The 22,014-nt window shown below is 61.5% G+C and carries 22 protein-coding genes; 15 read left to right on the plus strand and 7 right to left on the minus strand.

What is annotated here, in order from left to right:
- The first annotated feature begins 46 nt into the window (after positions 1-46).
- The 4 genes from HJC00_RS06495 (at position 47) to HJC00_RS06510 (ending at position 4,768) form a co-directional block, all read left to right on the plus strand.
- Positions 47-1,051 carry an ABC transporter permease gene (locus HJC00_RS06495; protein WP_221146366.1) on the plus strand — a complete coding sequence of 335 codons (1,005 nt, stop codon included), beginning with the start codon at positions 47-49 and terminating at the stop codon, positions 1,049-1,051.
- Between the two features lie 87 nt (positions 1,052-1,138).
- On the plus strand, positions 1,139-2,086 hold the full coding sequence (locus HJC00_RS06500) for a substrate-binding domain-containing protein (RefSeq protein WP_011426857.1): 948 nt from the start codon (positions 1,139-1,141) through the stop codon (positions 2,084-2,086).
- Between the two features lie 248 nt (positions 2,087-2,334).
- Positions 2,335-3,390: a sugar phosphate isomerase/epimerase gene (locus tag HJC00_RS06505; protein ID WP_210629784.1), complete on the plus strand. Its 1,056-nt coding sequence runs from the start codon at positions 2,335-2,337 to the stop codon at positions 3,388-3,390.
- Between the two features lie 190 nt (positions 3,391-3,580).
- Positions 3,581-4,768, plus strand: a complete 1,188-nt coding sequence (locus HJC00_RS06510) for a Gfo/Idh/MocA family protein (protein ID WP_221163782.1) — start codon at positions 3,581-3,583, stop codon at positions 4,766-4,768.
- A gap of 85 nt (positions 4,769-4,853) precedes the next feature.
- Here the strand turns inward: HJC00_RS06510 and HJC00_RS06515 are convergent, their stop codons facing one another.
- Entirely contained in the window at positions 4,854-5,255 is a 402-nt protein-coding gene (locus tag HJC00_RS06515; RefSeq protein ID WP_221163783.1) for a DoxX family protein, read from the minus strand.
- Between the two features lie 252 nt (positions 5,256-5,507).
- Between HJC00_RS06515 and HJC00_RS06520 the strand changes: the two genes are divergently transcribed.
- Positions 5,508-6,902 carry a GH1 family beta-glucosidase gene (locus tag HJC00_RS06520; protein ID WP_221163784.1) on the plus strand — a complete coding sequence of 465 codons (1,395 nt, stop codon included), beginning with the start codon at positions 5,508-5,510 and terminating at the stop codon, positions 6,900-6,902.
- 81 nt (positions 6,903-6,983) lie between these two features.
- Entirely contained in the window at positions 6,984-9,197 is a 2,214-nt protein-coding gene (locus HJC00_RS06525; protein ID WP_221146372.1) for a bifunctional diguanylate cyclase/phosphodiesterase, read from the plus strand.
- 42 nt (positions 9,198-9,239) lie between these two features.
- Here the strand turns inward: HJC00_RS06525 and HJC00_RS06530 are convergent, their stop codons facing one another.
- The 3 genes from HJC00_RS06530 to HJC00_RS06540 all read right to left on the minus strand — a co-directional run bounded on the left by HJC00_RS06530 (position 9,240) and on the right by HJC00_RS06540 (position 11,630).
- Entirely contained in the window at positions 9,240-10,169 is a 930-nt protein-coding gene (locus HJC00_RS06530; protein ID WP_221163829.1) for a rhodanese-related sulfurtransferase, read from the minus strand.
- Positions 10,170-10,255: 86 nt separating this feature from the next.
- Positions 10,256-11,164: a CHAD domain-containing protein gene (locus tag HJC00_RS06535; RefSeq protein WP_210629790.1), complete on the minus strand. Its 909-nt coding sequence runs from the start codon at positions 11,162-11,164 to the stop codon at positions 10,256-10,258.
- Complete coding sequence (locus HJC00_RS06540) at positions 11,142-11,630, minus strand: CYTH domain-containing protein (RefSeq protein ID WP_210629791.1); 489 nt, start codon at positions 11,628-11,630, stop codon at positions 11,142-11,144. The genes HJC00_RS06535 and HJC00_RS06540 overlap by 23 nt, the downstream gene beginning before the upstream one ends.
- 154 nt (positions 11,631-11,784) lie before the next feature.
- Between HJC00_RS06540 and HJC00_RS06545 the strand changes: the two genes are divergently transcribed.
- The 4 genes from HJC00_RS06545 (at position 11,785) to HJC00_RS06560 (ending at position 14,273) form a co-directional block, all read left to right on the plus strand.
- A complete protein-coding gene (locus HJC00_RS06545; RefSeq protein WP_221154505.1) occupies positions 11,785-12,423 on the plus strand; it encodes a 2-dehydro-3-deoxy-phosphogluconate aldolase in 639 nt (212 codons plus the stop codon).
- A gap of 111 nt (positions 12,424-12,534) precedes the next feature.
- The gene (locus HJC00_RS06550) at positions 12,535-13,254 is read left to right on the plus strand and encodes a tellurite resistance TerB family protein (protein WP_221163785.1); all 720 of its coding nucleotides are present in this window, start codon (positions 12,535-12,537) and stop codon (positions 13,252-13,254) included.
- Between the two features lie 117 nt (positions 13,255-13,371).
- Positions 13,372-14,067 carry a GNAT family N-acetyltransferase gene (locus HJC00_RS06555; RefSeq protein ID WP_210629794.1) on the plus strand — a complete coding sequence of 232 codons (696 nt, stop codon included), beginning with the start codon at positions 13,372-13,374 and terminating at the stop codon, positions 14,065-14,067.
- Positions 14,064-14,273: a hypothetical protein gene (locus HJC00_RS06560; protein ID WP_210629795.1), complete on the plus strand. Its 210-nt coding sequence runs from the start codon at positions 14,064-14,066 to the stop codon at positions 14,271-14,273. Before HJC00_RS06555 ends, HJC00_RS06560 begins: the two co-directional genes overlap by 4 nt.
- Before the next feature lie 36 nt (positions 14,274-14,309).
- Here the strand turns inward: HJC00_RS06560 and HJC00_RS06565 are convergent, their stop codons facing one another.
- From HJC00_RS06565 to HJC00_RS06575, 3 genes are all read right to left on the minus strand, one after another.
- A complete protein-coding gene (locus HJC00_RS06565) occupies positions 14,310-15,386 on the minus strand; it encodes a nickel/cobalt transporter (RefSeq protein WP_221154508.1) in 1,077 nt (358 codons plus the stop codon).
- Complete coding sequence (locus HJC00_RS06570; protein WP_210629797.1) at positions 15,380-16,021, minus strand: DUF1007 family protein; 642 nt, start codon at positions 16,019-16,021, stop codon at positions 15,380-15,382. The genes HJC00_RS06565 and HJC00_RS06570 overlap by 7 nt, the downstream gene beginning before the upstream one ends.
- A 130-nt stretch (positions 16,022-16,151) precedes the next feature.
- Entirely contained in the window at positions 16,152-17,045 is an 894-nt protein-coding gene (locus tag HJC00_RS06575) for a LysR family transcriptional regulator (RefSeq protein WP_210629798.1), read from the minus strand.
- 23 nt (positions 17,046-17,068) lie between these two features.
- On the opposite strand from HJC00_RS06575, the gene HJC00_RS06580 reads away from it, so the two are divergent.
- The 5 genes from HJC00_RS06580 (at position 17,069) to HJC00_RS06600 (ending at position 21,907) form a co-directional block, all read left to right on the plus strand.
- Complete coding sequence (locus tag HJC00_RS06580) at positions 17,069-17,578, plus strand: hypothetical protein (RefSeq protein WP_210629799.1); 510 nt, start codon at positions 17,069-17,071, stop codon at positions 17,576-17,578.
- Positions 17,575-18,708, plus strand: coding sequence for a type III PLP-dependent enzyme (gene odc2, locus HJC00_RS06585; protein ID WP_210629800.1), 1,134 nt, complete (start codon positions 17,575-17,577; stop codon positions 18,706-18,708). Before HJC00_RS06580 ends, odc2 begins: the two co-directional genes overlap by 4 nt.
- Positions 18,709-18,804: 96 nt before the next feature.
- Positions 18,805-19,395: a GNAT family N-acetyltransferase gene (locus tag HJC00_RS06590; RefSeq protein WP_210629801.1), complete on the plus strand. Its 591-nt coding sequence runs from the start codon at positions 18,805-18,807 to the stop codon at positions 19,393-19,395.
- Between the two features lie 221 nt (positions 19,396-19,616).
- Entirely contained in the window at positions 19,617-20,642 is a 1,026-nt protein-coding gene (locus tag HJC00_RS06595) for a serine hydrolase (protein ID WP_210629802.1), read from the plus strand.
- A gap of 110 nt (positions 20,643-20,752) precedes the next feature.
- Positions 20,753-21,907, plus strand: coding sequence for a GGDEF domain-containing protein (locus HJC00_RS06600; RefSeq protein ID WP_210629803.1), 1,155 nt, complete (start codon positions 20,753-20,755; stop codon positions 21,905-21,907).
- The last annotated feature ends 107 nt before the right edge of the window (positions 21,908-22,014 follow it).

Here is a 22,014-nt window from a genome sequence, read left to right on the forward strand (position 1 = left end):
TAAGTAGGATACCCAGACGATCTGGGACGGGAGGTTGGTTTTGGACATGAGCATTAACGAGGAGACCAGGGCGATCCGGCGCAGGTCCTGGCGTGACGTTGATCTGCGCGCGGTTGCACCGTTTGCCGCCTTGGCCTTGCTTCTCGTCGTCGGCGCACTGGTCAATCCGAACTTCATCGGCATCACCAATCTTGCCAACGTCGCGACGCGCTGCGCTTTCATCGCCATCATCGCGGTCGGCGCCACTTTCGTGATCTCGTCCGGAGACCTCGACCTTTCCGTCGGCTCGATGGTCGCCTTCGTCGCCAGTCTGATGATCCTGCTCATTAATTCAGGCGTCATTGCCGATCCGGTGCTGATGCTGACGGCAGCGGTCGTCTTTACGGTGATGGCGGGGGCTCTTTGCGGCCTCGCAAACGGCCTCATCACCACCGTCGGCAAGATCGAGCCTTTCATTGCCACGCTCGGCACAATGGGCATTTATCGCGGCCTGACCACCTGGCTGTCGCAGGGCGGCGCGATCACGTTGCGCTCGAGTGAAATCCAGACGCTCTACCGCCCAGCCTATTTCGGCAATATTCTCGGCGTTCCCGTGCCGATCGTGGTAATCCTCGTCGTCACCGCGATTGCAGCCTTTATCCTCTATCGCACCCGTTACGGCCGCCATGTCGTGGCTGTCGGTTCGAACAGCGACGTCGCGCGCTATTCGGGCATTGCAGTCAACCGCGTGCGCACGATTGCCTTCGTTATCCAGGGTCTCTGCGTGGCGATCGCTGTGCTGCTCTATGTACCGCGTCTCGGTTCCACCTCGGCAACGACCGGTATCCTGTGGGAGTTGCAGGCCATCACCGCCGTCGTCGTCGGCGGCACGGCGCTCAAGGGCGGCGCCGGCCGGGTCTGGGGGACCATCTGCGGCGCCTTCATTCTCGAACTCGTCGGCAACATCATGCTGCTTTCGAACTTCATCAGCGAGTATCTCATCGGCGCGATCCAGGGTGCAATCATCATCATCGCCATGCTGGTGCAGCGGTCGCTGGTTCGCAAATCCTAAGGCAAAGAGCTTCTCGGATTGGCCGGGCTTCACGGGGCACCCGGCTCGAATTGGACAAGTCCCTGATATTTTTGGGAGGAGATAAGCATGCGCAAGCTCATGTTGGGTCTGGCTGTTGCGGGGGTGGCTTTTGCCGGCGCAGCCTACGCCCAGGACAAGAACTACACGATCGGTGTGTCCATTCCGGCCGCCGACCACGGCTGGACCTCTGGCGTCGTGTTCCATGCCGAGCGTATCGCCAAGAAACTGATGGCCGAACATCCGGGCCTGAACGTCATCGTCAAGACTTCACCGGATGCCGCGACGCAGGCAAACGCCGTGCAGGACCTCGATACACAGGGCATCGACGCGCTGGTCATCCTGCCGTCGGACCCGGATCCGCTCGTCAACGCCATCAAGGAAGTCAAGGACAAGGGTAAGTTCGTAGCACTTGTCGACCGCGCGCCGTCGAACAACGATAATTCCGTGCGTGATCTTTACGTCGCCGGCAACAACCCGGCACTCGGCGAAGTCGCCGGCAAGTACATTGCCGAAAAGACGCCGGAAGCCGAGGTCGTCGTTATCCGCGGACTGCCGATCCCGATCGACCAGCAGCGCCAGGATGGCTTCGACAAGGGTATCGCCGGCTCCAAGGTCAAGGTTCTCGACCGCCAGTATGGCAACTGGAACCGCGACGACGCCTTCAAAGTGATGCAGGACTACCTGACGAAGTACCCGAAAATCGATGTCGTCTGGTGCCAGGACGACGATATGGCCGTCGGCGTACTGCAGGCGATCGAGCAGGCCAAGCGCACCGACATTCAATATGTCGTCGCCGGCGCCGGCTCCAAGGACATGGTCAAGAAGGTCATGGACGGCGACAAGCTGATCCCGGTCGACGTTCTCTATCCGCCGGCAATGGTCGGCACGGCAATGGAGCTGACGGCGGCGGCGCTCTACGATCAGGTCCCGGTTCACGGCAATTACATCCTCGACGCAACGCTCGTCACCAAGGAGAATGCCAAGAACTTCTACTTCCCGGATTCTCCGTTCTGATCCGACGACCGAAAGACGCGCCCGTTCGAAAGGACGGGCGCATTTTTATGCGCGCATGCGGCGCGGCGCTGAAAATGCTGCACGTACCTCTTGCCCGCCAACGCCCATCATGATTAGCTCGCAACCATATCGCATCTGGCCTCGCGCCAAATCCGCGAGGCAGGACAAGGAAGCGCCTTGCACCCGTCAAAATGCGTGCTACAAGTTTTCAGAAACGTTTACGGTCGATGTTCAGGGAGGAATCTGACATGAAGACGATCAAGGGCCCCGGCCTTTTTCTTGGCCAGTTCGCGGGCGATACCGCGCCTTTCAATTCCTGGGACGCGATCACCAAATGGGCGGCCGACATCGGTTACAAGGGCGTCCAGGTGCCGACCTGGACAAGCCAGCTGATCGATCTGAAGAAGGCCGCGACGTCGAAGGATTATTGCGACGAATTCGCCGGCAAGGCCCGCGAAAACGGCATCGAAATCACCGAACTTTCGACCCATCTGCAGGGCCAGCTCGTCGCCGTTCACCCGGCCTATGACGAAGCCTTCGACGGCTTCGCGGCCCCCGAGGTGCGCGGCAACCCGAAGGCGCGCCAGGAATGGGCGGTCGAGCAGGTCAAGCTGGCGCTGACCGCATCGAAAAACCTCGGCCTCAAGGCGCATGCGACCTTCTCCGGGGCGCTTGCCTGGCCCTTCATCTATCCCTGGCCGCAGCGTCCCGCCGGCCTGGTTGAGACCGCGTTCGACGAACTTGCCCGCCGCTGGACGCCGATCCTCAACCATGCGGATGAAAACGGCATCGACGTCTGCTACGAGATCCATCCGGGTGAAGACCTGCATGACGGCATCACCTTCGAGATGTTCCTGGAGCGGGTGAAGAACCATTCCCGCGCCAACATGCTCTATGATCCCTCGCATTATGTCCTGCAGTGCCTCGATTATCTCGAGAACATCGACATCTACAAGGACCGCATCAAGATGTTTCACGTCAAGGATGCCGAGTTCAATCCGACCGGGCGCCAGGGCGTTTACGGCGGTTACCAGGGCTGGGTGGAACGCGCCGGCCGCTTCCGCTCGCTCGGCGACGGCCAGGTCGATTTCGGCGCGGTCTTCTCGAAGATGACGGCCAATAATTTCGACGGCTGGGCCGTGGTCGAATGGGAATGCGCGCTGAAGCATCCGGAGGATGGCGCCCGCGAGGGGGCCGAATTCGTCGCCGCCCATATCATCCGCGTCACGGAAAAGGCCTTCGACGATTTTGCCGCCGGCGGCACGGACCAAGCGGCCAATCGGCGGATGCTGGGGCTTTCCTAAACAGGGCATCTGGTGGGTGCCCCTCACCCTAACCCTCTCCCCGTAAACGGGGAGAGGGGACTTGCCCGACCAAACGTTGAGAGCGGAAAAGCCGCTGCGGCATATCGCCTCCGCCCCGCTTGCGGGGCGAAGGGGGCAGCAGCCGGATGAGGGGCGCACCCGCACCAGATTCAATTTCAGGAGGACAAGAATGGCAATCGAAGCATCATCCGAACAGACCCGCGAGCCGCGCATCCGGCTTGGCATGGTGGGCGGCGGCGCGGGCGCGTTCATCGGTGCAGTGCACCGCATCGCAGCCCGCATCGACGATCAGTACGATCTCATCGCCGGCGCGCTGTCGTCGACGCCTGAGAAGGCGGTTCAGTCCGGCCGCGACCTTGGCCTCGACCCGTCGCGGACCTATTCCAGCTACCGCGAGATGGCGATCCGCGAGGCGAAGCTGAAGAACGGCATCGAGGCGGTGGCGATCGTCACGCCGAACCATGTGCACTATGACGCGGCCAAGGAATTCCTGAAACGCGGCATTCATGTCATCTGCGACAAGCCGCTGACATCGAACCTCGCCGATGCGAAGAAGCTGAAGAAGGTGGCCGACGAGAGCGGCGCGCTCTTCGTGCTGACGCATAATTACACCGGCTATCCGATGGTCCGCCAGGCGCGGGAGATGATCGCGAACGGCGAACTCGGCGATATAAGAGTGGTCCAGGCCGAATATCCGCAGGATTGGCTGACGGAAGCGGTCGAGCAGACCGGGCAGAAGCAGGCTGCCTGGCGCACCGATCCGGCCCAGTCCGGCGTCGGCGGGTCTACAGGCGATATCGGCACACATGCCTATAATCTTGCCTCCTTCATTACCGGACTGGAACTCGACAGCCTGGCCGCCGACCTCGACAGCTTCGTTCCCGGCCGCCGGCTGGACGATAACGCCCATGTCATGCTGCGCTTCAAGGCGAAGGGCGTGGAGAAGCCGGCTAAGGGTATGCTCTGGTGCAGCCAGGTGGCGCCGGGCCATGAAAACGGCCTGATGGTGCGCGTCTATGGCAGCAAGGGCGGGCTGGAATGGACCCAGAAGGACCCGAATTACCTCTGGTACACGCCTTTCGGCGAGCCGAAGCGGCTGATCACCCGCGGCGGCGCCGGCGCCGGAGCGGCTGCCGGGCGCGTGTCACGCGTGCCGTCAGGGCATCCGGAAGGGTATCTCGAAGCCTTTGCGACGATCTATACGGAAGCCGCGCATGCGATCAACGCCCGCAAGAGGGGCAAGGAAGTCGATAAGGCGGTGGTCTATCCCACAGTCGACGACGGCGTGAAGGGTGTCGCCTTCGTCGAGGCCTGTGTTGCCTCGTCCAAGAAAAACGGCGCCTGGGTCAAGCTCTGATCTTTGGCGATCCGTGCGTCGGATGGCGCGGAGTCGCAGGAAATGCCGCGGCGGTCTTGGGCCGCCTCGGCTTGTCCGTCAGGCCTCAGGCCGCAGCGCGGTCGCGCTTCATGAGGCCGTCAATGCTGAGCGGGCCGGCGCCTGCCGCCACCAAATAGAGAAACACGAAGCAGAACAGGATCGCGGCGACGCCACCGTTCTGCGCGGGATAAAAGCTCTTTCCCGCATGGCCGATGAAATAGGCGAAGGCCATCAGGCCGGAGAGTACGAAGGCTGCAATGCGTGTCTGGAATCCTATCACCACGACGAAGCCGAGGGTGAGTTCGATCAGCCCGGCGATCCAGGAGAGCGAGCCCATCGGCGGCACGCTTGCCGCGGCCGGAAAGTGCAAAATCTTCTGCGTTCCGTAGCTGAAAAGCACGAGCGACGAGACGATGCGCAGCAGGCTCAGCAGATGCGGCTGCAGCAGATGGATCGAAGACAGCATGGGATTCCTTTCACGTTGTGATGTCTTCGCTGTGTAGTGATCATGGGCTCGGCAGCAAGTCACGACTGCTGACATTCGCGTTATGAGAGCGTGGGGGCCGAAAGTATGGCGACCGAGGCGACGGAACGATGCCGTTCTGTCACTAGTCCTGCAACGTTGCAGTTTTTCTTCCCCAGCACCTGTACTTTGCTTGCCGGCTTGGCTAAATCCGGCCCACGGGCAACCCACATTGCTGAGAGCCGGGGAATACAGATGATCGACGCCAAGACGCTTGCAAGCCGCTTTCCCGGTGATTTCACCTTCGGCGTTGCCACCGCCGCCTTCCAGATCGAAGGCGCCAGCAAGGCCGATGGCCGCAAGCCGTCGATCTGGGACGCCTTCTGCAACATGCCCGGCCGCGTCTATAACCGCGACAACGGCGACATTGCCTGCGACCACTATAACCGCCTGGAGCGAGACCTCGATCTCATCAAGGACATGAGCGTTGAGGCCTACCGTTTTTCCATTGCCTGGCCGCGGATCGTCCCGGAGGGCACGGGCCCGGTGAACGAGGCGGGCCTCGATTTCTACGATCGGCTGGTCGATGGCTGCAAGGCGCGCGGGATCAGGACCTTCGCGACGCTCTACCATTGGGACCTGCCTCTGATGCTCGCCGGCGACGGCGGCTGGACGGCGCGCTCGACCGCCTATGCCTATCAGCGCTACGCCAAGACTGTGATGAACCGCCTCGGCGATCGTCTCGACGCCGTCGCGACATTCAATGAGCCCTGGTGCATCGTCTGGCTGAGCCACCTTTACGGCATCCATGCTCCGGGTGAGCGCAACATGCAGGCTGCCCTTCACGCCATGCATTACATGAATCTCGCCCATGGCCTCGGTGTCGAGGCAATCCGTTCGGAAGCTCCCAATGTGCCGGTCGGGCTCGTGCTCAACGCCGCCTCGGTCATCCCGGGCTCCGACAGCCCGGCCGATCTGGCAGCCGCCGAACGGGCGCATCAGTTCCACAACGGCGCCTTCTTCGATCCCGTCTTCAAGGGCGAATATCCGAACGAATTCGTCGAGGCGCTCGGGGACCGCATGCCCGTGATCGATGACGGGGACCTGAAGCTCATCAGTCAGAAGCTCGACTGGTGGGGTCTGAATTATTACACGCCCGAGCGCGTCACCGACGATGCCGAACGAAAAGGCGACTTCCCCTGGACGGTGAAAGCGCCGCCTGCAAGCGACGTCAAGACCGATATCGGCTGGGAAATCTATGCGCCCGGATTGAAGCTCCTGGTCGAGGACCTCTACCGCCGCTACGACCTGCCGGAATGCTACATCACCGAGAACGGCGCCTGTGACAATACCGGTGTCGTCGGGGACGAGGTCGACGATACGATGCGCCTCGACTATCTCGGCGGTCACCTCGATGTCGTGGCCGACCTCATCAAAGACGGCTACCCCATGCGCGGCTATTTTGCCTGGAGCCTGATGGATAATTTTGAATGGGCGGAAGGCTATCGCATGCGCTTCGGTCTCGTTCATGTCGATTATGAGACGCAGCGGCGCACGGTGAAGAAGAGCGGTAAATGGTATCGCGCACTCGCGGCTGAATTTCCGAAAGGCAATCACACGCCGGCTCAGCATAGCAAACTGAAAAAATAGACCAGCGGAAAGCTGCAACAGGCGGTTGCTTAAACGTTTCTGAACCCTTGACTGGCAAACTCCGCTGGTCAGGGAGCAGGAATGCAGATACTCGGAAAATTGCAGGGCAGGGGATCGGGAATAGGCCGTGACGTCACCGTCACGGGCGTGCTGCTCTCCTTCGCCGTCATCGTCGCGGTCGCCACCATCATGGTGCTGACGGCACTCGAACGCGTGGCTGAGAACGCCAATGTCCTTGATGACGAGCGCTCGCGCGAAACGACAATTGGCGCGTTGAAGACCTTCGAGGATCAGCTCGGTGCGACGCTCGACGATTATGCCGCCTGGGACGATGCCGCCGCCAACGTCTATGCGTCGGATGGCATGGCGTGGACGGTCAGCAACTACGGCGAGATGTCGGTCAACAGCTCACTTTTCGACATGGCAATCGTTGTCGATGATGCGAAGAACTCGATCATGGCGTATCGCGACGGCAAACCGATGGAGGAGCCGCCCGCGGATTTCTTCGCGCCTTCGCTGTGGAAGCTGTTCGACGTGGTCAAGGCGGCCGGTCCGGCCGATTCGCCCCAGGCGGTCGGATTCATCACCACCAAACGCGGCATTGCCGCTGTCGGCGTGGCATTGGTGCGGAAGAAATCCGGCGCGCTTGATGCGCCCGCCGGGCAGCACCGGTATCTCATTTTCGCACGCCATCTCGATGACGACAGGGTGGCCGGACTCGGCCAGACCTATGTGATCGGCGGACTGAGGCTGGCGCCGCCGAGTTTCGAGGCAGAATATTTTGTACCTATCGCCGATCCGTCGGGGGCAACGATCGGCAAGCTCGTCTGGAATTCGCGCTCACCCGGCAATATTGCCTACGCGCAGGTACGACCGATGGTCATCGAGGCACTCGGTCTCGTTGGGCTTTTCTTCGGGGTGCTTCTGGCCATCGGCTGGCTGGTCGGCCGACGCCTGAAGGCGGAGGAAAACAGCGCGCGCGAAGAGGCGCTGCGCGACAGGCTGAGCGGCCTTTCCAATCGCGACGGCCTCGGGCTCGCCGTCGATCGTTGTGTCCTCGAAGCGCGCCAGAGCAAACGCAACGTGCTGCTCCTCTATCTCGATCTCGACGGTTTCAAGGAAGTCAATGACAGCTATGGACACGGCACCGGTGACCAATTGATCCGCGCGGTCGCGGCCGGCCTCAAGGTATTGATCCCGCAAGGCGCAGTTCTAGCCCGCATCGGCGGCGATGAATTTGCGATCGCCTTTCTCTCCGATGGCGAGAACGCCGCCGCCCTGCAGCTCGCCGAGCAGATCCTCGATTTTCTCGTCGAGCCGCTGGAGATCGGTCGCCGTGTCGTCGTCGTCGGCGCCAGCATCGGCATCGCCATGTCGCCTGCCGGCGCAATCGATCGCGAGGAACTGGTGCGCCGTTCCGACCTTGCCATGTATAAGGCGAAGGAGGCGGGCCGTGCGCGCATGACGCTTTACGACCCGTCGATGGATGCGGACCGGCAGCAGCGCAATGCTCTGGAACTCGATCTCAGAATCGCCATTGAAAGCGGTGATCTGACCCTTGCCTATCAGCCGCTGGTCGATGCGGCCACGCATGCGCTGACCGGCGTCGAGGCGCTGGTGCGCTGGAACCGTCCGGGCCACGGCCCGGTTTCGCCAGAGGTGTTCATTCCGATCGCCGAGACCAGCGGCCTCATTGAATCACTCGGCCTGTTCGTGCTGCGCAAGGCCTGCGAGACGGCCAAGCAGTGGCCGGAGCTGAACGTATCTGTCAATGTCTCGCCCGGCCAGTTCCGCAATCCAGCCTTCACCGACTATGTGCGCTACGTGTTGAAGCAGACGGAGATCGAGGCCAGCCGCATCACTCTCGAGATCACCGAAGGGTATATGATCCAGAATCCGCAGCGTACCCGCCAGTCGATCGAGCGGCTGAAAGGTCTGGGGGTCAAGGTGGCGCTCGACGACTTCGGTTCCGGCTTCTCATCGATCGGCTATCTCCGGCAGTTCGGCTTCGACCGCATCAAGATCGACCGCTCGTTGGTGATGGGCGTCAACGAGGACAAGCGCCAGCGCGAAATGCTGCAGGCGACGGTGGCGCTCGCCCGCTCGCTCGATATCCCGGTGACGGCGGAAGGCATCGAAACCGAGGGGCAGGCGGTCGCCATGCGCCTGTTCGGCTGCGACTGTCTGCAGGGCTATTTGTTCGGAAAGCCTGCGGCGGCCGAGCGAATTACCGAGATGCTCAACGAGCTTCGTACTGCGGAACAGTCAACCCCGTGCCGTCTCGGCGCGGCCTGACGGCGAAATTCTGGGCGCAAAGCTCATTCAACAGCAACAAGCTCAGCTGCCGATATGCCGTTGGCCGCGTTTTTTTGCCAGCGCGATCTGATGCTGCCGTTGACGGTAGCGCAGCCGGTCTTCTTCTGTGCGTCTTGGATAGCAGTGGCTGCAGGAAACGCCTTCCTCATAAAGCGGCGAGGCAATTTCCTCTGATGTGATCGGGTTGCGGCAGGCGTGGCACAGCCGGTGCTCACCCTCCTTCAGCCCGTGTTCGACGGATACACGCTCATCAAACACGAAGCAGGCGCCCTCCCAGAGGCTTTCTTCCTGCGGCACTTCCTCCAGATATTTCAGGATGCCGCCCTTCAGATGATAGACCTCGTCGAAACCCTCGGCCTTCATGAAGGCAGTGGCCTTTTCGCAGCGTATGCCGCCGGTGCAATACATGGCGACTTTCGGCTTGTTGTGCAGTCCCGTATTCCGGCGCACCCAATCCGGAAATTCGCGGAATGTCTTGGTCTTGGGGTCGAGCGCGCCGCGAAAAGCACCGATCGCCGTCTCATAGTCGTTGCGGGTGTCGATGACGATCGTATCGGGATCGGAGATCAGCGCATTCCAGTCCTTGGGCGCGACATAGGTGCCGACCACCTTGTTGGGGTCGATGTCCTCGACGCCCATGGTGACGATTTCCTTCTTCAGCTTCACTTTCATGCGCAGGAAGGGCATTTTCGAGGCGCGGCTTTCCTTGTGCTCCAGGTCCGCAAATTCCGGCTGGACGCGCAGGAAGGCGAGCACGGCGTGAATGCCGGCATCCGGTCCCGCGATCGTACCGTTGATGCCCTCATGCGCCAGAAGCAGCGTTCCCTTGACGCCGTTTTCCTCGCACAGCGCCTGCAGCGGGGCCTGCAAGCTGGCAAAGCGCGGCACGGATACGAAATGGTAGAGCGCCGCTACGAGGAACGGGCCGGTGTGTGTCAGGCTGTCGGTCATGCGCCGGAAATACAGAAAATTGACCGGTCGCGCAATTGCCTTCCGCACAGGCGGCCGACCGCCTCCAGGATCGCGCCTGCCATCGCTCAACTTGCAGCCGTCAGCCAGAGAAGCTCGATACGCTCCGATTCCTCGTCGGGATCATCGGCGAAGACGGCTTCGGCCTTGAGGAGGGCCTGCCGCCGGTCTTCCTGCTGGCGGACGATGATTGCCTCAAGAAGATGCGCCAGGTCGTCGTTGCGGGTGAAGAGCTGCGGCTCGGCTTCGACCAGTTCGCAGAGTACGGCAAGGTCATGGATGCGGCCGAGATCCTCGACGAGCTCCTTGGCCGCATCCTGCTTGGCCTTCATCGCACCCGGCCAGACGTCGCGCAGAAGAGCGTGGTAAAGCCGGTAGTCGTAGGTGCGTTTGCGCAGATCATGGAAATCGCCGGCCGATGCATCACCGTGGCAGTTGGCAAGCGCGGCCTCAGCCTTGCGCGCCGTGCGGCGCCAGCTCTTCGCCAGCATGCGGGCATTCTTGCGGTGGCTGCCATCGAAGGAGATTCCATCCAGAGCGGAAATCGCCTCTCTGAGCACGTCCGAGGTTTCCATCAGCTGCCGTTCAAGACCGCTTTCGGCCTCCGCCATCCAGTCGCGGCGCCCCTCGAGAATGATGACGATCCGGCCGAGCGCCTCGCTTTCCTCTTTCCCGCGGGCTGAATGCTGCAGATATTGCGCGGTGCCGATGAGCGCGGCAGCGTCGCGGATTGCCGAAAGCGAGCGCGCGGCGTCGCGCAACCTTGCATTTTCCTGCTCCTGGAAATCAGGCACCTCGCGTGCGACGAGCCGGTAGAGCGAGCGCAATCTCTTCAGGTTTTTTCGGAAGGAATGGATCGCCTCGTGCGCACCTTCCGGCCGTTCTTCGAGAAAGGTAATGGCACCTTCCAGCTGCTCGGTCGCGATGCTCCGGAATGCCTCGGTGAAATCGGCGTCAGGCCGAATGCGATAGGCCATGCCTGTCGTGCTCGTATTCTGTGGCAAGGGCCTGGTTGGAATAGCGGAAATCGCCGGTCACTTCGCGACCAAGCCAGGCAGGCAGGACGGGTTTGTCGGTTTCTGCCGTCATCTCCACCTCGGCAATCACCAGCCCGAGATGCTCGCCGGCAAAGACGTCGACTTCCCAGACGAAGCCCTGATGCGGGACGCGGTAGCGCGTCTTCTCGATGACGACGCCGATCGCGCTCTGCAACAGCTCCTCGGCATCGGCAATCGGGATGTCATATTCGAATTCGTCACGGGTGATGGCACTGCGGCCAATCTTGATCGTCAGCTTCGCTTTCCTGCCGTCGAGGGTGCGAACGCGGACGGAACGGTCGTCCATCGAGGCGATGTAACCCTGCCTCAGGACAGACTTGCTCTCGACGGCGGAACGCCATCCATCGCCGCGTACAAGAAACTTCCGCTCGATCTCTTTCGCCATGTCAGTGAACCTTTTGTGACGAATGCCGCACGGTAGACCAATTTCCAAGCATTTCATACCTTCTTCTCACGCAGCCGGGTTTTATCTCGACAAGGTTCGGCGAGGGCGTTATTCGGGATGCAAATTTCAATCGTTTCAAGGAGGTCGTGCGACCATGGGCGAGAAAACAGAGAAGCTCCTTTCCATCCTGAAACTCCAGCCGGTCGTTCCGGTCCTGATCGTTGACGATGCCAGGTCGGCGGTGCCGCTGGCCCGCGCGCTTGTCGCAGGCGGCCTGAAAGCAATCGAGATCACCATGCGCACGCCGGCGGCACTTGAAGCCGTGCGCGCCGTCGCCGCCGAGGTCGAGGGCGCCGAAGTCGGCGCCGGCACCATCCTGAATGCCGCCCATTGGGAAGCGGCTGTCGAGGCCGGCTCGAAGTTCATCGTCAGCCCGGGCACGACGCAGGAGCTGCTTGATGCCGCTGCCGATTCCGACGTGCCGCTGCTTCCGGGAGCTGCGACCGCCAGCGAAGTCATGGCGTTGCGTGAGGAAGGTTATCAGGTGCTGAAGTTCTTTCCGGCTGAGCAGGCTGGGGGCGCCGCTTATCTTAAAGCGCTTTCTTCGCCGCTCGCCGGCACGCTGTTCTGCCCGACCGGCAGCATTTCGCTGAAGAACGCCAGGGATTATCTTTCGCTGCCGAACGTCGTCTGTGTCGGCGGTTCGTGGGTTGCGCCGAAGGAACTGGTCGCAGCCGGCGACTGGGCCGGCGTTACCAAGCTTGCGGCTGAGGCCGCCGCTCTGAAGGCCTGAGGTTGCATGAGCGGGGTATGAGCGCCAGGCACAGCCCCACGCCCAATATTTGTATTTCAGCCGTCGCAAACCTATGTTCTCCTCCGGCCTCAAACAGGGAGACGACGAGGAATGTTCGACGCAAAGAAGCTTCTCGACCAGTTCTTGGGTTCGCAGGTGCCGGGTCTCGGCGGTTCAGTCCGCGACAGGGCGGGCGAGGCCATACAGACGGCAAAGAACAATCCGATGAAGAGCGGCGCGATCGCAGCCGTGCTTCTCGGCACCAAGACCGGCCGCAGTATTGCCGGCAATGCATTGGCGATCGGCGGTCTTGCTGCTATCGCCGGCCTTGGCTATCAGGCTTACAAGAACTATCAGGTTGGGCAAGCGCCCGCGGCCCCCTCGGATGCGCCGTCGGCAAACAATCCGGTGCTCCTGCCGCCGCCCGTCGACTCCGGTTTCGGACCAGCATCGCCTGCCGGCAGCAACGAATTCGTGCTGGTGCTGATCCGGGCGATGATCGCCGCCGCCAAGGCCGATGGTCATATCGACGACGCCGAACGCGTCCTGATCATGGACAAGATCAAGGCTGCTGACGTCAGCGGCGAGGCTGCGGCTTTCATCGAGGGAGAACTTGCGTCTCCGACGGATATCGACGCGCTCGTTGCTGCGGCGCTCACGGAAGAACAGCGCGTCGAGCTCTACACCGCCTCGCGGCTGACCATCGATCCGGATTCGCGCGCCGAGCGCGGTTATCTCGATCTGCTCGCCGGCCGGCTCGGCCTTGCTGATCAGCTGGTCGACCATATCGAGGCGACGGTGTCATCCGCCAAGACGACCTTGTCACAGTGACATGCCGGCCGATTGCCTTTATCGGGCGACTGGCCTATCCACTCCCGGAGCCTTCCCCGGTTAAATTGACGCTTTCGTCAATTTAATCGGGGAAGGCTCTGGAATAGGGGAGTGAACATGCGCGATCTTGCAAATTTCAAGGGCTGCCCGGCGCCAAAGCCGGTTACGCTGAAAGGCCGTTTCGTCACCGTCGAGCCCTATCGCCGCGAGGAGCATCTCGAAGCGCTGTGGGAAGGGCTCGGCGGCATGGGCATCAACCCGCTGCTGCTCTATTTTTCGCAGGATGATTTCTCGGGCATCGAGGACTTCGCCAGCTGGCTGGAAAACGTCCACACCAAGTCCGGTTGGCTCACCCATATCTTCCGCGACAACGCCACCGGCAAGGTTGTCGGCATGGCGAACTACATGCGCGCCGACCCGGCAAACGGCGTCGTGGAAATCGGCGGCGTGGCTCATGGTCGCGCTATGAGCCGTTCGCCGCTGTCCACCGAAGCGCACTATCTGATGGCCAAACATGTTTTCGAAGATCTCGGCTATCGTCGCTACGAATGGAAATGCGATAATAAGAACGAGGCGAGCAAGACGACGGCACTGCGCTACGGTTTCAGCTTCGAAGGGGTGTTCCGTCAGCACATGATCTCCAAGCATCGCAACCGCGACACCGCCTGGTTCTCGATGATCGACGCCGAATGGCCGCTGATCAACGATGCTTTCGAGGCCTGGCTTTCGCCTGCAAATTTCGACGCGGCCGGCAATCAGATCCGCCGCCTGCAGGATATTCGTGCGGATCTGGAGAAGGAAAGGCTCGCGTGAGCCCGGAAAGCCGCTCGCAGGCGATCGCCGCCGCTGTCATCTTGCTCGGCGCCGGCCTCGTCGTCTACTTTCTGCCGACCATCGTTCTATGGATCGGCAATTTCTCGCCAACGCTGGGGATCGCCGTCGGCTTCTGCCTGATCATGGCGTTCTTTGCGATCTTCTGGCTGCGGGCGCGCTACCAGCGTCGCAGAGATAGACAGTAATCCAGGGGCGTCCGGGGCACGGAGCCCTGAGGGTGTCTAGCCTTGCAGCGAAGCTCCGAGCAGGACGGCGCCCATCAGGATGACGAGCAGGGCGCCGAGGATTTCGATGGCGTTGCCGACCCAGACCGAAGCCGTCGAGCCGCGTCCGGAGAGACGGACCGCCGCACCTTTGGCGGTGACGGCAAGCGTCGCGAGCACGGAAACCGTGATCGCCGTGCCGAGCGACATGGCGCCGACCGAAAGCGCGCCGCCGAGATAGAGGCCGTTCAGCAACGAGAAAGTCATGACAAGCAAAGCCCCTGAGCAGGGTCGAAGGCCGACGGCTACGATCGCCGACCAAGCCTCTCGAGCGCTGAACCTGTCGCCGGCGAGCAGGGCCGGGTCCGGCACGTGCGTATTGCCGCAGGTCTCGCAGGCCATGCCGGGAACGAAGCTGTGGCCGGCGTTCACGGCCTGCGCCTTGCCGTTGAAGGCATAGGCCTGGCGTTCGGCTGCGTTATCCTTCCAATCCAGCATCATGGACACCGGACCGGCCGACGTCGCCACCAGCCGGCGGCGCGGCAGATTGCGAGCCATCAAACGCAGTTTGCGGAACAGCAGCCAGCCGCCGAAGAGGATAACCATGACGAAACTTATAATTTCCATGGCATGAGTGGCTGTCGTCAGTGTAATGCCGGTGCCGCGCAGCACCAGCCAGGCGCCGCCGACTAGCGCCACAGCGACGACGCCCTGGATGAAAGCCGAAATGAAGGAAATAACCACGCCGCGCTTCAACTCGACCTCGTTGGCGATCATGTAGGAGGAGATGACCGCCTTGCCATGGCCGGGGCCGGCGGCATGGAAGACGCCGTAGGCGAAGGAAAGGCCGACCAGCGATGTCAGCTGCCACGGATCCTCGCGCATGCCCTTCAACGCACCGGTCAGCGCCCGATAGAAAGCCTGCTGTTCATAGTTCACGTAGAGCAAAAGTGGCGCAAGCGGCCCGCCGGTCGGTTGGAAACTGGGTTCGGCCGTGCCGATGCCGAGCGGCGATTGCGCGTGGGCGAGGCTTGCCGCGGTCAGGAGCGCAAGGAGCGCCGCGGAAAGGATCAGGGACGGGCGTTTTATCAGCATGTGAGCTCCAGCCGGGTGGCGAAGAGTTTGGACATGTTGGTGCCGGTGGGATCGTTGAAAAAGGCGTCTGTCAGCGACTGCTTGTTTTGCGAGATCACCTCGTCGGCATCCGGCCTTATCACCTGGTGCTTGCAGGCCTTGAAGCCGTCGCCCACCGTTGCCAGCTCGTTGTCTGTGGGGAAATCGATCGACGTATAGAGCGTCGGATCGTAGACGCCGAAGGTAAGCCTGCCCTTGAGCGGCATCTTCTCCACCGGCTTGACCGCAAAGAACATCAGGAGCTGGCCGTTCTTATAGTCGACATGGATGATGTCGGGCTGCTGGACGGTGATGCTCTTCCCGTTGATCGTCAGGTTCATGTAATAATCGTAATCGGCAAGCGATTGCTTCACCGTTTTGCCGACCTGCGCGAGTTCGTTCGGCTCCAGCTTCAGATCGGTGTTCTTGTCGAAATCCATGACGACCGAGGAGGAGAAGACCTCGTCAAAGCGCCAGACATTGCGCAGTTCCTCGATACTGCCGTCAGCGCCGGCCACGACTTCGAGCCGCGCCTCCACGAAGATGTGCGGATGCGCGAAGGCGGCGGCCGGCGCCAGCGAAAGAAGCGCGGTGATCAATGGTATGGATTTGTTCATGCGTCCCGCTGCCTTGTTCGCTCGACCCGAGTTCTTGCCAGAAATTGGGACGGAATTGGGACCGGCTTGTCGGTGAGTCCCGATCGGCACCGCTCCATCGTCCGGCCCGACCGGTCTTGCCGTGCAGATCTCACGGATGCTTCTTGAACCAGTTGTGCAGGTAATCGACAAAGATCCTCACCTTGGCCGGCAGGTAGCGCCGGTGCGGGTAGACGGCATAAATGCCGCGGTCGGTTGGTATGTAATCGTTGAATAGCGTCACCAGTTCGCCGCTTTCGATCGGCTTGCGGGCGATGAAATCGGGAATGAGGGCGATGCCGATGCCGGCGAGGGCGGCGCGGAGTGTCGCGTGCGGGCTGTTGACCTCGATCGGCCCGGAGACGGCGACGGCGAAGGTTGTGTTGTCAGGATTGTGGAAGCGGATGCTCCCCTGGGTGCGTGAATTGGTATCGACGATGAAGGGAAGATTGGACATGTCGCTTGGATGCTCCAGATCCGGATGGCGCTCGAGAAAATCCGGGGTGGCGCAGAGATGGACGCGGAAATCGGAGATCTTGCGAGCAATCATGCCGGAATCTTCGAGCTTGCTGATCCGGATCGCCACGTCAAAGCCTTCCTCGATCAGATCGACGAATCGGTCATCGGCGGCGATCTCCAGCGAAAGGTCCGGGTTCTCGCCGGCGAAATCGATCAGCGACTGGCCGACGTCGGCATCGACGAAGGTGCGGGGGACGGAGACGCGCAACCGTCCCTTCAGCTGTGCATTGTTTTCGCGCACTAGATCGGCAAGGTTGTCGATCTCCTTCAAAATGTCGGAGGCGCTGCGATAATAGGTGTGGCCGGCCTCCGTCATAGAGAACTGCCGGGTCGTGCGGTTGAGCAGCAACGCGCCGAGTTCGTCTTCCAGTTCGCGCACATATTTGGACAGCAGCGCCTTCGAGCGGCCGGTGCGCCGCGCGGCGGCGGAAAAGCCTTCGGCCTCGACGACTTCAATGAAGGCGCGTATGCGGGTCAAGGTGTCCATGAAATCCCCACAGGTGTTTTGGAATGTTGAACAAATCGCGCCGGTTTGTTCAATTATTTTTTGACCTCAAGATCAAAAAATCGCTTGATTATGAAGGCGAATATTCTTATCTCACCAGTCAGCCCAAAGTCGCACGTGCCCATGGGTGTCCGCCGAACCCTCGAATTGGTGAGGAAATCGGTAAGGTACCTGGAATTAACCCCTCCAGTCGCTATTCCGGCCAACCGGAAAATGCGAGGACGCCTGAAGCAACGACGGTGCGGGCCTTTTTGTTCTCTCCCTGCTTTCCATCAGCGGGGGTTACTGAAGAGGCACACCATCATTGCCGGAAGTGCGGTTGGGACTCTCCCTCCAATCCATGGCAGACAAAGCCGAACTTACACCGCGTTTGCGGCGTTGGTTCATTATCCGCGCATCGAGCGCTTGCTGTGGTTCCGGGGTCTCCACCGGCTGGTTCCAATGCGAGTTCTCGTATGCCCTTTGTCCTCCGGATCATGCCGGAGCTCTGGAACTGGAAGAGGGAACTGATATGACCACCCAGCGCATCCGCGACTTTCTCGCAACCCGACGTCCCGACGGTCCCTGCCTCGTGGTTGACCTCGATGTCATCAGCGACAATTTCCACGCTTTCCGCCACGCCATGCCGGATAGCGCCATCTACTACGCCGTCAAGGCCAACCCGGCTCCGGAAGTGCTGAAGCTGCTCGCCAGCCTCGGCTCCAATTTCGATTGCGCATCCGTTGCCGAAATCGAAATGGCGCTCGAAGCCGGTGCGACCGCCGCCCGCATCTCCTATGGCAACACGATCAAGAAGGAACGTGATGTCGCCCGCGCGCATACGCTCGGCGTCAGCCTCTTTGCTGTCGACAGCCACGAGGAAGTCGAGAAGATCGCGCGCGCCGCGCCCGGCGCCCGTGTCTTCTGCCGCGTGCTGACCGATGGCGAAGGCGCCGAATGGCCGCTGTCGCGCAAGTTCGGCTGCGTTCCGCAGATGGCCGTCGACGTTCTCGTCTACGCTCATCAGCTCGGCCTGCAGTCCTACGGCGTCTCCTTCCATGTCGGGTCGCAGATGACCAAGGTCGATGCCTGGGATTCGGCTCTTGCCGATGCCAAGCGTGTCTTCGTCCAGCTGGCCAAGCAGGGCATCCACCTGCAGATGGTCAACATGGGCGGCGGCTTCCCGACCAAGTATCTGCGTGACGTTCCGTCCGCGGAAGCTTACGGAAAGTCGATCTACCAGGCGCTGCGCACGCATTTCGGCAACCAGATCCCGCAGACGATCATCGAGCCGGGCCGCGGCATGGTCGGCAATGCCGGCGTCATCAAGGCTGAGGTCGTGCTGATCTCCAAGAAGTCGGACAATGACGACGCGCGCTGGGTCTTCCTCGACATCGGCAAGTTCGGCGGTCTCGCCGAAACCATGGACGAGGCTATTCGTTACCCGATCCGCACCGAACGCGACGGCGACGAGATGGAGCCCTGCGTGATCGCCGGCCCGACCTGCGACTCGGCTGACGTGCTGTATGAAAAGAACCTCTACCCGCTGCCGCTGTCCCTGACGATCGGTGACGAGGTCCTGATCGAAGGCACCGGCGCCTATACGACGACCTACTCGGCAGTCGCTTTCAACGGCTTCGAGCCGCTGAAGGCCTACGTCATCTAAGGTCTTGTTTCTGCTAGTCCCGTCACCAGCCGGGGCGGCAAATCCACAATTCTCCGAAGTCACCGTCTGAAGCGGTTTTGAGTGCGGGAGGCCACGATGGCCGCTGTTCTTGATTCTGTCCGCGCATTCTTTGCGCCTTCCATTTTCACCATCGACGCCGAAAATCCGTCGGATGTCGTCGCGCGTGAAAACCTGCTCGATCGCGTCATGGGCATTGACCGTCGCAAGAAGTCGTCGGAGAAGATCCGCCGCAACCGCATTGCGGCCGAAGGACTTGCGCTGGTCGCTCGTGATCGCGACGGCCATCTGATCGGCACAGTGCGGCTCTGGAACGTCGAGGCCGGCGTCAACGCTGAAGGCACGCCGATCAATGCGCTGCTGCTCGGTCCGCTGGCCGTCGATTGCCGTCACGGCGGCAAGGGCGTCGGCTCGGCCCTGATGCGCGCGGCGATCCTCGAGGCAAAGAACCGCGGGCATGGCGCGGTCCTGCTCGTCGGCGATGCCGCCTATTACGAGCGTTTCGGCTTCTTCGCCGAAAAGGCTCGCCATCTTGTCATGCCCGGTCCGTTCGAACGTTCGCGCTTTCTCGCCCTTGAGCTCACCGACGGCTGGCTTGACGGCGCGGCCGGAATGATCGTCCCCTCGGGACGCATGCTGGCCAGGGCGCCGGTTCGCCGCGCAGCTTGAGCTGCGCGCCCGCCGGGCAGGTGGGGATCTCTTCCCTGGTCGGCGACGTCCGCGCCGCTTGGCCATGTAGGCAGGCGGGCCTGCGATGGTTGCGGCGCGGATTGTCTTTCAGTGACAGAGCGGTGAGGAGTGCGAATAATGGGCTCACCAGCAGACACGATCGCGTGAAAAGTGCCATAGGGCATGCGAAGATGCCGCTGCGATATCCTATCATGTGCCGCATGATCCGTATTTTTTCCCTTCTCCTTTTTCTCTGCCTGCCGTTTGGCGCAACAGGCCCGGCGTCTGCCCAGGGCACGGCATCCGCCGCCGGGCTTGGTCCGCGTCTCGACCAAGCGGCGACCGATCCGGCGCTGCGACCGCTCAAGACGGTGGTCGTCGCTCGTGAGGGACGCGTGCTCGCCGAACGCGCCTTCCGTGGTCATTCGCCGTCGGAATCGACCAATATCAAATCCGCTTCGAAATCGATCATTTCGGCGCTTGTCGGTATCGCGATCGGCAAAGGACTGCTTGATGGGCCGGACCAGAAGATCGCGCCGATCCTGAAGGCCGATCTTCCTTCATCGGCTGATCCGCGCCTCAACGACATCACTATCGGCAATCTTCTCTCCATGCAGGCGGGGCTCGACCGTATGTCCGGGCCGAATTATGGCCGCTGGGTCTCCTCGCGCAACTGGGTGCGCTTTGCCCTTTCGCAGCCTTTCGTCGACCAGCCCGGTGGGGAGATGCTCTATTCCACCGCATCCACGCATCTGCTTTCGGCCATTCTGACCAAGGTCAGCGGCCGGTCGACCATGGCGCTGGCGCGCGAATGGCTCGGCCCAATCGAGGGTTTCCGCATCGGCGCATGGGAGCGCGACCCGCAGGGGATCTATCTCGGCGGCAATCAGATGGCGATGAGCGCCCGGTCCCTGCTTGCCTTCGGCGAGCTCTATCGCAATGGCGGGCGTACGACGGAGGGAGTGCAGGTGGTGCCTGCCGACTGGATCGTGCAATCCTGGCAGCGCCGTACCAATTCACGCTTCTCCGGCGACGAATATGGCTATGGCTGGTTCACGCGTGAGATCGGCAGCGAGCAGGTGCATTTCGCCTGGGGTTATGGCGGCCAGATGCTCTACATCGTGCCGTCGCTCGATCTGACCGTCGTCATGACCTCGGAAGAGAGCGGTCCCTCGGCCCGAAACGGCTACCGGGATTTGCTGCACGATCTGCTGGCCGATATCATCGGCACGGTGCGGGCCGCTTGACCACGGCGGCGGCAGGGAAAACCACCGATCGTTCAAGTTTTAACGAAGGCTCCAATCAAACCGCAAAATCCTTGCTGTAGGTTCCGCCACCAGAACTTCGGAAAAGCGCCATGCTACTGGATCTCAGGACGATCTATTTCATCGTTGCCGTAAGCTGCTTCGTGCTGGGGATTCTCCAGCTTGCAGCCTATGCAACAGGCCGCTTCGAGAGGTGGCCGCTTTGGTGGGGCTTGAGCAACCTCTTCGTCGGCGTCGGTTCCTTCCTCGTGGCGCTGCGCAATTTCGTTCCCTACGCGGTCTCGGTCGACGGCGGCAATATCGTCACCGTCGCGGGTTATATGCTGATGTTTTTTGCCGTGCGCGTCTTTTCGGGACGGGTTCTCGACCAGCGCACCTTCTGGCTTGCCATCTCTCTCGTCAGCGTTCCCGTCGTGCTGATCGTCAGCGATCCCGCAGCGGTCTCGGCAAGGCTTCTTTACGTCTCAGTCATCTGCAGCCTATGCGATCTTGCGGTCGCAGGGGAGGCGATCAGCATTGTCCGCCGCGAGAAGCTCTATTCCGCCGGTCTGCTCATCGGCCTCTATGTCTGCACCGCCATGATCTTTGCGGTCCGCAGCATCCTTGCTGCGACCGGCGAGATCGGCGGGCCGGATCCATTCGGCGGCAGCGTGGTCCATAGCTGGATGGGGGTATCGGCGGTGGCTTTCATCATGCTGCGCAGCATGGCCATGGTGCTGATGGCAGCCGAGCGCAGCCGCAATCAGCTGACCGAACTCGCCCATCACGATCCACTGACCGGCGCACTCAATCGGGGCGGCCTTGCCCAGCATTTGCCCGCTCTCGCTTCCCGGCCGATATCGCTGCTGATCATCGATATCGACCATTTCAAGCAGCTGAACGACAGGCATGGCCACGCCGCCGGCGACGAGATCCTGCGGCTTTTCGCCAGCATTTGTAAAGGCATCATGCGCTCAAACGATCTGCTCTCCCGGCAAGGCGGAGACGAGTTCCTGGCGGTGCTGAAAAACCTCTCCCAGGAAGATGCGGTGGCGATTGCCGAGCGCATCCGTCTCGACTTCGCCGCCGCCGTCACGCAGCGGCAGGATCTCGCCGTCTTTCCGACGCTGAGCATCGGCGTCGCCACGCGGGAAGGCGGCGGAGAATTCGAACGGCTCGTACACAAGGCCGACGAGGCGCTCTATCGCTCGAAGCGTGAAGGTCGCAACCGCGTCGAAGCCTTCGGAGAAAATCAGCAGGCTGCCTAAGGGCCGTACTTATCGGCGAAGCCTAGGTGCCGCCTTTGATGTATTTGGACGTCGTAGAAAAGCCTCACTTGAAATCGCATTTGCGCAGGGCGAACCATCGCGTCGCA

The organism is Rhizobium sp. NLR22b, assembly GCF_019685295.1.
Taxonomy (GTDB): Bacteria; Pseudomonadota; Alphaproteobacteria; order Rhizobiales; family Rhizobiaceae; genus Rhizobium.